Below are 10,637 nucleotides of genomic sequence, written 5' to 3' on the forward strand. Positions count from 1 at the left end.
TGTATCAATGCGCGGAGCAAGACGATGCGTCGCCAGCGTTCAAAAGATGATCCGCCATCTGCCCAAAGGTCTCGAGCAGCCATTGCCGGAACACCAGGTCAGGCACCTGCTCGGAGATGGCTTGTGTCATGCACAACATCCACTCGTCACGCACCACCTGGTTCACCGTGTAAGGTGCATGACGCATGCGCAGGCGCGGGTGGCCTTTCTTTCGCTCATACAGGGGTGGCCCACCCAGCCAGCCCGATAAAAACTCAAACAGGCTTTGCGCGCTGCCCGTCAGGCTCTCGGGGTGCATCTGGCGCACGGTATAGGCCTCAGGCAGTTCATCCATCAGCGCGTAAAAGCGCGAGACGAGCTGACGAATGCCCGCCTCTTGACCCAGGCGTTCGTATGGCGTCACGACAACTGCAGTATTCATGTTCATGCCACCTTGTCTTCGCCAATCAGCAGCCGACCATCGGAAAGGTATTTGTGGGGCGGCACTTCCAGATTGGTCGGGGCCGGCTTGTTCTTGAAGACTCGACCCGCAAGATCAAAGGTCGAGCCGTGACAAGGGCAGAAAAAACCGCCCTTCCAGTCGGCACCGACGCTCGGATTGTTGGTGCCGGCCGGTACCGACGTGGGTGAACAGCCCAGGTGGGTACAAATGCCCACCGTCACCATGAACTCAGGCTTGATGGAGCGATGGGCGTTTTGTGCGTAATCAGGTTGCTGGGACTTGACTTCTGAGGCTGGATCCACCAATTGGCTGTCAAGCAAGGGCAGCGAGGCCAGCATTTCAGGGGTTCGTCGCATCACCCAAACGGGTTTGCCTCGCCACTCGATGGTCTTGACGGCCCCCACCGCGATGTCTGAAATATCGGCCTCAACCGCTGCACCCATGGCCAGCGCCCGCTCGCTGGGGGAAAAACTCGCCACCAACGGCAGTGCCACTGCGCCTGCAGCCACTGCACCAGCGGTAGCCGTCAGAACAAGCATTCTGCGCCGCTCTGCATCGTGCTCGTGTGAATTGGCTGCCAGCGCATCAAAGGTGTTCACAGTCGTCATCAGGTACTCCAGGAAAGACCAACGTATCAATCAATAATCGTGCCACCCCCGTTAAACAAAGAACATCAAATGAATTCATATACTTAGCAAACAAAACAACCCCAATATGGCTGGCAGGAGCATCGCCAGGTTCTGCCAGATATGACAGACTGGCAGTCATCTGGCATAAACTTGCCGCATGAAACCGCTTCCCGAACTGATGTCGTTCCTGGAGGGCTTGCCCGAGCCCCACATTTTGTTTGACACGCAATACCGAATTCTGGCCGCCAACGCGTCGTACCGGCGCCAGTTCAGCCCTGATCGCAGCGTGGTCGGGCGGACCTGCTTTGAGGTGTCTCACCATTTCAGCGTGCCGTGTGATCAGGCGGGTGAATCGTGTCCACTGGTCAAGGCGCGCGAGTCGGGCCAACGCGAGCGGGTGCTGCACCTCCATCACACCGCCAAAGGTGAGGAGTATGTCAATATTGAGCTGGCACCGCTGCTCAATGCCGATGGGGAGCAGGCGTTTTTTGTTGAGAAAATGGAGTCGTTGCGCGTTGCTCAGGGCCAGGCAACGGCCCAGGGGCTGATCGGGCGTTCAGCGGTGTTTCAGCACATGCTGTCGCTGGTGGCGCGGGTGGCGCCGGCCATGGCGACAGTTTTGCTGCTGGGAGAGTCGGGCACCGGCAAGGAACTGGTGGCACGCGCCGTACACGAGGCCAGCAGTCGCTCGCAGCGGGCGCTGGTACCGGTCGACTGCTCCAGTCTGCCCGAGAACCTGTTTGAGTCCGAACTGTTTGGCCATGAGCGTGGCGCATTCACCGGCGCCAATACCGCCCGTGGCGGCCTGGTCGAGGCTGCCAGCGGCGGCACGCTGTTTCTGGACGAGGTGGGTGACATTCCGCTGACCATGCAGGTCAAGCTGCTGCGGTTGCTGGAGACGGGTACCTATCGCCGCGTCGGCAGCACCGAGCAGCGTCATGCCGACATCCGCGTGGTCTCAGCGACCCACCGTGATCTCGATCAGATGGTGGTGCAAGGTCGCTTCCGCGAAGACCTGTACTACCGCCTGAGCACCTTTCCCATCCACCTGCCGGCCTTGCGGGAGCGCCGCGACGATATCTCGCTGCTGGCCATGGCCCTGCTCAAACGGGTCGCGGCACAGCGCAAGCTGGGCATCAGCAACGCAGCATTGAACCTGCTGCAAGCTCAGGACTATCCTGGCAATGTGCGTGAACTGCGCAACCTGCTGGAGCGTTCGGCCCTGCTGTGCGACGGCAGCACACTCGACGCCACCCACGTCGAACAGGCCCTCAGGTCCGGCCGGCGTCCGCCCGTTTCTCCTGCACGAGAGCACGATGCCCCCGGACCACTGCCATTTGCCAGCGGAGCCAGTGCCAAGCCGACCTTCGCCGTCCCTGGTGGCCTCAAGTCAGCCGAACACGCCGCACTGAGTGAAATACTCAAGGCCCATCCCGGCAGTCGAGCTGAACTGGCGGCGCAACTGGGCATCAGCGAGCGTTCACTGTATCGAAGGATCAAGGCTCTGAAACGATCTTAGCGCTATTATTATTATTGCTATAGAGGATTGACTGACTTGCGCTAGAGTGCAATTCATTCAAGAACTTGGGTGCAAGTAGCGCGCTGGGGCGACCAGGGCATTTGCCTCGTGCGCGGCAACACAACCGCCTAGGGCGCAGTCTGCGGCGTATAGCGCAGCTGACTCAAGTCATAGCCCTGCGCCGTGGCGCAAGCCAGCGCCGCATCCAGCAAGGGTTTGGACAACTGCGGCGTGCGGGACAAAACCCACAGGTATTTGCGGTTCGGGTTACCCACCACTGCCCAGCGGTAATCGTCATCCAGACCCAACACCCAATAGTCGGACTTGAATGGCCAGAAGAATGAGACTTTGAGGCGACTGTTGCGCCAGCCTTCGACCACGGTGGCGACCCCCTTGGCTTCATCGAAGCCGTTTTCAGTGCGACAGCGGTTGCTGACCTCGACCCGGCCATCGGCACCCAGCGTGTAACTGGCGCTGGTGTCACCGACACACTGTCGCTGAAAAAACATCGGAAAACTGGCAATTTCGAACCACTTGCCGGCGTAGCGGGCCAAATCAACGGCTGCCACGCTGGCCACAGGCGCGTCAACCAGACCCGGGCTTTGCGCTGCGCCCCAGCTGCTCAAGCCCAGCCAGCACACGAGTCCCCCTGCAAATCTTCTGAACATGGCGTCCCTCCGCTCAAAAAAAGTCATGGTGCCACAAGACCGGTCCCAATCAGGGTACGCCATCGAACAGACCCACAGGGAACGGCAGGGCAACATCAAATTCCTTCAACCATTTCCTGCAAAGGACACCATGCGCCACACCTCCCAAAACACGCCGTTTGCCTCCAAGAGGCTGTCATGAGTCTCGGCACTATCCTGTTGATCGTCCTGATCCTGATGCTGATCGGTGCCATTCCCGCCTGGCCACACAGTCACAGTTGGGGCTATGGACCCAGTGGTGGACTCGGGCTGGTCGTGATCATCATCGTGGTGCTGCTGTTGATGGGCCGGATCTGAGCGGCGTCGCAATGTGCCAGAATCGCCGCTGCTATCTGCCCCAACAAGGCACCTGGCAAGTCGTGTCCCATCCCATCGATCACCAGCAATCTGGCACCTGGCACGTTGGCAGCCGTGTCCTGGCCGGCGGCCAGGGGTACCAATGGATCCGCGCGGCCATGAATCACCAGCGTGGACGCCTGGATGCGGCGTAACAAAGGGCGTCGGTCACCACTCCTGATCACGGCGAGCAACTGGCGCTGGGTGGCAGGTGGATCGTAGGCTCGCAACACCCCCCTGTGCACCCGCTCGCGCAGGCTGCCCTCTGGTTCGGGATAGGCCGGGCTGCCAATCACTCCAAACACCTGTACCAGATGGTCAACCACCGAATCCAGATTGCCCGAATCAGCCGGACGGCTCAGCAGAGCCCGGCGCGCCGGGCGCGTGGGCAATGGCAAGCGCGGGTTGCCGCTGGAGGACATGATGGAGGTCAGACTCAACACCCGGTGCGGAAACTGCGCGGCTAGCACTTGGGCAATCATGCCACCCATCGACGCCCCGACCACATGGGCACGGTCAATCTGCAGCGCATCCATGACGCACACTGCATCTGCGGCCATGTCGTGCAGTTGATACGGAATCCGCAAAGGCAGCCGCAGCAGCGTTGCCGCCACCGCTTGCCAGACTCCGGGCAACTTGCCCGCTGGTGCGCGCGCCGACAGCCCGCTGTCGCGGTTGTCAAGGCGCACCACCCGGTAGCCGCCCGCAACCAGTGTCTGACAAAGCGCGTCCGGCCAACTGGTGAGCTGCATGCCCAAGCCCATGATCAGCACGATCGCCGGGTGCAGGGGGTCACCCAGCACCTCGTACTCGATTGGCCACTCGCCTGCAGTGCGCATGCCTCAAGCGCTCTGGCGCGACTGGGCCGGTCTTGAAAGCGGTCTTTTGCGAGCAGGACGTGGCTTGCGTCCACGTGCGGGCGACACCTTTGGCACCGGCAACAGCGCTGGCCCCAGCAGCCCCAGGTACTCTTGAAAACTGTCCCGCAAGCACTGCGCCAACACCTCTGGATCAGGCAATTGTTCGTAACAGGCGGTAAACGAGATCACCAGCATCTCGTTGTAACTGGTGACGGAAAACACCAGCCCCATGCCATCGGCAATCGGCATGATGGCCGACAGGTACGTCAGGCGTGCGCCTTTCAGGTACAGCGCCGCCTGCGGCCCCTGCACATTGGTGATGCTGCAATTGGCCAGCGGTGTCCAGTCGCCCAACCGTGCCGATGCGGCCCGCATCATCTTGCTGGTGGCGGCAATGGCCAGCGCCGGGGCCTGGCTGGCCAGGTCGGTCAGGCCACGCGCATGGGCAGCCTGGTCCAGCACTTCGTTCGACGAGGTGGTGGCGGCAATGGCTCGCAAGCGCTTGAGCGCGTCAGGCTCGTCGGTCTGCAATCGCACCCTCACCCACGAAAACGCGTCCTGTGCTGATCCTTTATCGGTGTGGACGGCAATCGGCGCGGCCGCCAGCAGGCTTGCAGCGGGCAGCTCGCATTGCAATTCCAGATAGCGGCGCAAGCCGCCGGCGCACACTGCCAGCACCACATCGTTGATCGTCGCACCATCGACCAGCGTCTGGATGCGTTTGCATTCGGCCAGCGCAAAACGCCGCGTATCAAAGACCCGGTGTGCCGAAACCACGGTGTTAAAGCGGGTGACCGGAAAGTCATGCGGGCGGCGCCAAAACTCGCCCGCCAGCGTCTTGACGGTCAACGCCATCATGCCCAGCCCCTGCGACACCGAGCCAGCCAGACGCATCGGGAAACTTGCCGCATGAAAACCGGCACGCCACATCAGCGCCAGCGTGCCCGGTGGCGACTGCGCAAACCACGGCCGCGGTGGAGGGTCCGGCGGCGGGTCGGGTGTCAGGTCGTGCAGCAAACGGGTGATTTCGTGGTCGTGCGCCACATCCACCGCCGCATGGTGCACCTTGAGCAAGACTGCAAAGCTGCCCACCGGCAGGTCAAGAAAACTGTCCAAGCCCTCGATCACATACATTTCCCACAAGGGCCGCTGCAGGTCGAGTGGCCGCGCATGGATGCGCGAGGCCTGGATGCAGAACTGGCGCCAGTCACCCGGCTTGGGCAGCGCGATGTGGCGCACGTGGTACTCGATGTCAAAGTTCTCGTCTTCCACCCAATACGGGTAGTCCAGGTCCAGCGGCACGCGCAGGATCTTTTGCCGAAAAATGGGCAACTGGCTCAGGCGGTTTTCCAGGTGCGTCAAAATCTGCTTGAAGCGCACCACACCGCCCGGTGCCGTGGTTTGGTCATAAATATGCAGCAACGTGACGTTGGAGTTGGCATGCTCGGAGTCAGAGTAAATAAACGCGGCATCACTTTCACCAAGCTGGCGCAAGGGCGTTCGAGGGGCATGTGGCATGGGGTCAAGCCTTTGTATCGGTGGGCATCACGCGCCAGACCTGAGCCAGCAGGCCAGCGGGTTTGAACGGCAACCATTGCCCCTCGGCTTGCGCCAGCCGATCGGCCACCACTGCCAGCACCACACCGTTAAAGCCCAGGCCAATGTGGCTGCCCGGCACACGGATGTTCTCGTGCAGCGCCGGGTCGCCGTCAATGGTGGCCTCCTGCGGCGGCACCACGCCGTCGCCCAGCGAATACAGGCAACTCGTTGGGATCGCCAGCCGGCGGTGCTCGCGCAACGCCTTGGCACGGGGTGCCATGGCATGGGCGTTGCTGCCCAGGCGGTGCGATACCAGCCGGTACAGCGCCTTGACCGCGGCGGGCGACTGGCTGCCCTGCGCGTCCATGCTCACCGGGCTGCCCAGGGTGACAACGCTGCGCACGCATTCCAGCGCGTTCTCCGCACCAAACAGCGAAAACACACCGCCCAGGCTCCAGCCCACCAGACTGACTTTGCGCCCGGTCACATGGTGCAGGTAGCGAATTTTCTGCGGCAATGCACTGGCATGTTTGCTGCGAAAGCCCAGGTTACGCCCCAACCCCCAGGTGTGCACGTCATAACCTTTGCGCTGCAGGAAGGCTTTGAGCACAAACAGGGACTTCTCATCAGCCATGAAACCCGGCAGCAACAGCACCGGATGGCCATCGCCGTGCGGTGCTTGCATCAACAGCGGCAGTGTCATCGGCAGCAGCGCGGCCTCGATCAAAGCGCGTGGCTCCAGCAGCGAGTGCAGCAGGTGCGGCGCGCCCGTATGGCGGTGGCGCACAACTTTGGCGGCGGACAACATGGTCAACCCTTTACAGACGATGAGTTCCCCAGCTTTGCAGCTGGTTTGGCGGGAGGCTGGCGCCCTTGCTTGGCTTTGGCCGGCATGAGCGCAGCCGCCTTGAGTTCGGCATAGGCGAGCATGAAGTCGTCAGCCAGCAGCCGTACATCGGGCACGGCACAGCGTGCCACGGTAAAACCCAGGTACACCCGCCCGGCGTAGCTCATCAGCGTGATGTTGAGCCCCACGCCGTGCTCCACGATCGACAGCGGCCAGTAACCGGTCATGCGGGCTTGCCCCACATACAGTGGCACGGCCGGACCCGGCACATTGGAAATCAGCACATTGGCCAGCGGTGGCAATACCTCAGAGACGCCACCGCGGCCATACAGGTTTGCCAGGGCACCCATCAGCCACGGCACGCCAATCGAGGGGAAGTCGGTGGGAATCACCGACTTGGCCCGCCGCGCCACCGCCTTGGTGGCCGTGGTATTGCCACGCACCGCCTGCAAGCGCTTGAGCGGATCTTTCAGGTGTGTGGCCAGGCTGACCAGGCTCAGCGTGGCCTTGGTGTGAAACCCAGTGTCTCCCTTGTCGCGCAACGAAATCGGCATTGAGGCGATCAGCGACTTTTTGGGCAGCGTATCGTGGCGTGCCAGGTAGCGGCGCAGCGCACCGCCACACAGCGCCAGCACCACGTCATTGACGGTTGACTCGGTCGCCGCGGCAATGGCCTTGACTTCAGCGAGTGCCACCGACTCGGCGGCAAACCCGCGATCGCGGGTGATCGCCACATTGAGCGGCGTGCGCGGCCCAAACGCCATGCGGCTACGGCCAGCCTTGTGACCCGACCCCGCGCTTGCCGCTCTTGTATCGACGTCGGAGTGTTTGTCACCCGAACTGCGCACCAGCCCGGCCAGCGTGCGCACCACCCCCGGCAAGTCGCGCACCAGTTTGACGTATTGCGTCGCATCGTGGCGAAACGCGGCTGCCACCAGCTTGAGCGCACCCGGCTTGGCGCTCGATACAGTGGGCACAAACGACTCGACATTGGCCTCCAGCGCGTGTGGCGCCGTGTCAAACAAGGCAGCCGCCAGCGCACTGCCCGCCTGCCCGTCGAGCATGGCATGGTGAATCTTGAAGTAGTAGGCGCGCTCGCCGTTGGCCAGGCCGTCGAGCACATACATCATCCACAAGGGCCGCGAGCGGTTGAGCAAATCGGCGTGCAGATTTGCCACCACCACCTCGAGCTGCTCGCGCCCGCCTGGTGCCGGAATATGAATACGCTCGATATGCTGGTCCAGGTCAACTTCACCATCGAGCCACACCGGATTGGCCATTTGCAGCGGCATTGCGCCCAAGCGCCGGCGCAGCACCGGCACCATGCGCTGGGACAGCAGTACTTTGACATCCGTAAAGAAATCTCCGCCATAGTCAGCCGGTACCACAAAAGTGTGAAGCGAACCCACGTGCATGGGCGTGGCCAGGGTCTCAAGGTTCAAAAAAGCGCCATCCAGGCCGGTCAGAGCCTCAACATCGGAGCGTGATGGATTCATACCGTGCTGCCCGTCAATCGGCTCGCATTCCGACAAAACCGCCGGGTTCTATCACCGCTCTGGCCGCCGCGGCTTGTGGCGCGGCCAGCGCACGCCGTTGCAAACCCGAATCGCTGGCTGTGGCCGGGCACTGCCCACTGACCAGGTACTGGCTGGCGGCAGCCAGCAGCTTCTCAGACGGGTCACCCAGAGCGCCGGCAAAATCTTCAGCCACGGCACACGTGGGCGACAGGCCGTTGTAATAGCGCCCTTCACCAAGCGCATTCAGCGCCTCAAAGTTGACCGCGCTCAGCGTGCTGTCGCAGTGGTCCACGGGCGTGAAGCCCACCGGTTTGCCACAAGTGGTCTCGCCCAATGTGACCACCTGCACATATGGTTTGAGGCCATTGGCCAGCAGTTCACTGGCCGAGCAGGTGCGCCGACCGTTCAGTATGACCACGCGTGAGAACCCGTTGCTGCTGGCGTCAAGCCAATAGTTGACGTCGGCACGGTTTTGCAGCGGGTTGTAAACCAGTGCAGTGAACAGTTTGCCGCTGTGCGCCTGCCCTGCCACCAGGGACGCCAGCGCGTCGGCGACCGAAATCAGTCCCCCTCCGTTGTAGCGCAAATCCACCACCAGTTCACTGGCTCCTGCCGCGCTAAAGGCAGCAAAGGCACTGGCCAGCGGGCTGCGCGCCTGGGTCACAAAGTCTTTGAGCATCAGATAGGCCACACGTCGACCGTTGGGCAAATCCAGCACGCGCGATACCGGCACCGGCGTCAATGCGTAAGTAGCCGCCACCACCGCAACGGACCGACTGCCCGTCGCCGCGGCAATTTGCAGCGAGAGTGTGTCGCCCACCTTGGCGGGGCTTAACACCGAAAAGTTGCCGGAGGCCAACACATCGGCCACACTGACTCCGTTGATCGCCAGAATCTCGTCGCCACGCATCAGGCCAGCCACTGCTGCCGGACTGCCCGGATCCACCCACCGGATTTTCAGTGGCAATTGACCCTCCAGCGCATTCACCGCTACGCCATAACCCAGCGTTGTGCCTTCTTCAAAAAACTGCTCGTAGGCAGCCCGGTCCGCGAGGTAACTCCAGCGGTCCGCCGGCGTCTGGGCATTGCCGGCAAACAGCAGGGTTGAGAAATAACTGCTCAAGCTCTGTTCGGCCAGGGGTGCCAGATCAGGTGCCACACCTGACCAAAAGTAGGTCTGGCGCATGGTGTCGCGCAGCCAGGTCTTTTGTACCGAGACATCACAGCTGTTGGCAACCGGCGTGGTCGGTGCCGGGTCAGCACCGCCGCCACCACAACCTGCCAGGGCCGCCACTGCCACGCACAGCATCGTCCTGGCACAACACATTTTAAAAAAGTACTTCATATATGGATTCTCAGGGCAAAACGACCTGGGGTAAACAACCAGCCGCTAGAATAAGTAATAGATTAATTACTTCAGTATGTATTCAAGCGAAAAACCCGGCAAGCAAGCCACTGAAATCCGCCAGGCAAGTTTGATCGACGCCGCCATTCAACTCGCCGCGCAACGCAGCCCTGCAGCCATCACCACCGGCGACTTGGCCATGGCCGTGGGTATCACCCAGGGTGCCATGTTCCGCCACTTTGACAGCAAGCAGTCGCTCTGGTTGGCGGTGTTGTGCTGGGTTCATGACACGCTGCTGAGTCGCTTGCAAGAAGCCGCCGAACTGAATGAGGGCAAGCCCTTGGAAGCCCTGCGCGCCGTTTTCATGGCGCATGTGGAATTTGTGCTGGCACACCCGGGCGTGCCCCGCATCTTGTTCCACGAACTGCAGCAACCTGAGGATTCTCCGCACAAAGCCGAGGTGCGGGCCCTGATGCAAGCCTACCGCGCACTGCTCATGCGCCTGCTGACTTCGGCAGAATATTCAAATTTGATAGCTATTGACATTGATAAGGAAAGCGCTAGCGTGCTGTTTCTTGGTTCAGTTCAAGGGCTGGTGATGCAGGCGTTGATGGCCGGTGATGTATCTGTCATGTGCCAGCAGGCAGCGGCCGTGTTTGCCATCTACCAGCGCGGACTGCAACACGCCACCCCCCATTCAACCCAAGGAATCCCATGAACCCCCAACAAACCCTGCTGCGCCGCATTGCCCTGGGCGCTGCTGCGCTGCTGCTGATCGGTGCCGTCGCCTATGTGTCGCTGCGTACCGGGCCGCTGGCCCCGATCAAGGTCACCGTGACCCAACCCAAAGAGGGCAGCCTGAGCCCGGCGATTTTTGGCATTGGCACGGTCGAGGC

Annotated in this window: 11 protein-coding genes and 1 pseudogene; 4 read left to right on the forward strand and 8 right to left on the reverse strand. The window is 61.7% G+C overall.

Features of this window, described 5'->3' with window-relative positions; all coding sequences use genetic code 11:
• Nucleotides 1-4 precede the first annotated feature (4 nt).
• Both KBF66_RS05665 and petA read right to left on the reverse strand, forming a co-directional pair.
• Nucleotides 5-421, reverse strand: a complete 417-nt coding sequence (locus tag KBF66_RS05665) for a group II truncated hemoglobin (RefSeq protein WP_296653679.1) — start codon at nucleotides 419-421, stop codon at nucleotides 5-7.
• 2 nt (nucleotides 422-423) lie between these two features.
• Nucleotides 424-1,050: a ubiquinol-cytochrome c reductase iron-sulfur subunit gene (gene petA, locus KBF66_RS05670; RefSeq protein ID WP_296653682.1), complete on the reverse strand. Its 627-nt coding sequence runs from the start codon at nucleotides 1,048-1,050 to the stop codon at nucleotides 424-426.
• Nucleotides 1,051-1,228: 178 nt separating this feature from the next.
• Between petA and KBF66_RS05675 the strand changes: the two genes are divergently transcribed.
• Nucleotides 1,229-2,590, forward strand: coding sequence for a sigma-54-dependent Fis family transcriptional regulator (locus KBF66_RS05675; protein ID WP_296653685.1), 1,362 nt, complete (start codon nucleotides 1,229-1,231; stop codon nucleotides 2,588-2,590).
• Between the two features lie 128 nt (nucleotides 2,591-2,718).
• On the opposite strand, the gene KBF66_RS05680 is transcribed toward KBF66_RS05675, so the two are convergent.
• Complete coding sequence (locus KBF66_RS05680; RefSeq protein ID WP_296653687.1) at nucleotides 2,719-3,258, reverse strand: lipocalin family protein; 540 nt, start codon at nucleotides 3,256-3,258, stop codon at nucleotides 2,719-2,721.
• A 177-nt stretch (nucleotides 3,259-3,435) separates the two neighbouring features.
• Here KBF66_RS05680 and KBF66_RS05685 point away from each other — a divergent pair, with 177 nt between their 5' ends.
• Nucleotides 3,436-3,594 (forward strand): DUF3309 family protein, encoded by a 159-nt coding sequence (locus tag KBF66_RS05685; RefSeq protein WP_296653691.1) that lies wholly within the window; start codon nucleotides 3,436-3,438, stop codon nucleotides 3,592-3,594.
• On the opposite strand, the gene KBF66_RS05690 is transcribed toward KBF66_RS05685, so the two are convergent.
• Genes KBF66_RS05690 through KBF66_RS05710 form a run of 5 tightly spaced genes read right to left on the reverse strand, consistent with a single transcriptional unit; the run spans nucleotide 3,522 to nucleotide 9,741 of the window.
• Complete coding sequence (locus KBF66_RS05690) at nucleotides 3,522-4,472, reverse strand: alpha/beta hydrolase (protein ID WP_296653694.1); 951 nt, start codon at nucleotides 4,470-4,472, stop codon at nucleotides 3,522-3,524. The two genes, KBF66_RS05685 and KBF66_RS05690, sit on opposite strands and share 73 nt — an antisense overlap.
• A gap of 3 nt (nucleotides 4,473-4,475) precedes the next feature.
• Nucleotides 4,476-6,011, reverse strand: coding sequence for a wax ester/triacylglycerol synthase family O-acyltransferase (locus KBF66_RS05695; RefSeq protein ID WP_296653696.1), 1,536 nt, complete (start codon nucleotides 6,009-6,011; stop codon nucleotides 4,476-4,478).
• A gap of 4 nt (nucleotides 6,012-6,015) precedes the next feature.
• On the reverse strand, nucleotides 6,016-6,840 hold the full coding sequence (locus KBF66_RS05700) for an alpha/beta hydrolase (RefSeq protein ID WP_296653699.1): 825 nt from the start codon (nucleotides 6,838-6,840) through the stop codon (nucleotides 6,016-6,018).
• Nucleotides 6,841-6,842: 2 nt separating this feature from the next.
• A complete protein-coding gene (locus KBF66_RS05705) occupies nucleotides 6,843-8,375 on the reverse strand; it encodes a wax ester/triacylglycerol synthase family O-acyltransferase (RefSeq protein WP_296653702.1) in 1,533 nt (510 codons plus the stop codon).
• A 13-nt stretch (nucleotides 8,376-8,388) separates the two neighbouring features.
• On the reverse strand, nucleotides 8,389-9,741 hold the full coding sequence (locus tag KBF66_RS05710) for a S41 family peptidase (protein ID WP_296653705.1): 1,353 nt from the start codon (nucleotides 9,739-9,741) through the stop codon (nucleotides 8,389-8,391).
• A gap of 76 nt (nucleotides 9,742-9,817) precedes the next feature.
• Between KBF66_RS05710 and KBF66_RS05715 the strand changes: the two genes are divergently transcribed.
• Together KBF66_RS05715 and KBF66_RS05720 are read left to right on the forward strand one after the other, a co-directional pair.
• On the forward strand, nucleotides 9,818-10,459 hold the full coding sequence (locus KBF66_RS05715) for a TetR family transcriptional regulator (protein ID WP_296653708.1): 642 nt from the start codon (nucleotides 9,818-9,820) through the stop codon (nucleotides 10,457-10,459).
• A pseudogene (locus KBF66_RS05720) lies at nucleotides 10,456-10,637 on the forward strand (efflux transporter periplasmic adaptor subunit); the annotation flags it as partial. The gene KBF66_RS05715 and the pseudogene KBF66_RS05720, both read left to right, overlap by 4 nt.

The sequence above is a fragment of the Rhodoferax sp. genome (assembly GCF_018063565.1).
Lineage (GTDB): Bacteria > Pseudomonadota > Gammaproteobacteria > Burkholderiales > Burkholderiaceae_C > Rhodoferax.

What these genes read in the sequence shown, in the direction of transcription:
- KBF66_RS05665 (WP_296653679.1), bottom strand. Translation starts at nt 421, where the DNA reads ATGAATACTGCAGTTGTCGTGACGCCATACGAACGCCTGGGTCAAGAG.
- petA (WP_296653682.1), bottom strand. Translation starts at nt 1,050, where the DNA reads ATGACGACTGTGAACACCTTTGATGCGCTGGCAGCCAATTCACACGAG.
- KBF66_RS05675 (WP_296653685.1), top strand. Translation starts at nt 1,229, where the DNA reads ATGAAACCGCTTCCCGAACTGATGTCGTTCCTGGAGGGCTTGCCCGAG.
- KBF66_RS05680 (WP_296653687.1), bottom strand. Translation starts at nt 3,258, where the DNA reads ATGTTCAGAAGATTTGCAGGGGGACTCGTGTGCTGGCTGGGCTTGAGC.
- KBF66_RS05685 (WP_296653691.1), top strand. Translation starts at nt 3,436, where the DNA reads ATGAGTCTCGGCACTATCCTGTTGATCGTCCTGATCCTGATGCTGATC.
- KBF66_RS05690 (WP_296653694.1), bottom strand. Translation starts at nt 4,472, where the DNA reads ATGCGCACTGCAGGCGAGTGGCCAATCGAGTACGAGGTGCTGGGTGAC.
- KBF66_RS05695 (WP_296653696.1), bottom strand. Translation starts at nt 6,011, where the DNA reads ATGCCACATGCCCCTCGAACGCCCTTGCGCCAGCTTGGTGAAAGTGAT.
- KBF66_RS05700 (WP_296653699.1), bottom strand. Translation starts at nt 6,840, where the DNA reads ATGTTGTCCGCCGCCAAAGTTGTGCGCCACCGCCATACGGGCGCGCCG.
- KBF66_RS05705 (WP_296653702.1), bottom strand. Translation starts at nt 8,375, where the DNA reads ATGAATCCATCACGCTCCGATGTTGAGGCTCTGACCGGCCTGGATGGC.
- KBF66_RS05710 (WP_296653705.1), bottom strand. Translation starts at nt 9,741, where the DNA reads ATGAAGTACTTTTTTAAAATGTGTTGTGCCAGGACGATGCTGTGCGTG.
- KBF66_RS05715 (WP_296653708.1), top strand. Translation starts at nt 9,818, where the DNA reads ATGTATTCAAGCGAAAAACCCGGCAAGCAAGCCACTGAAATCCGCCAG.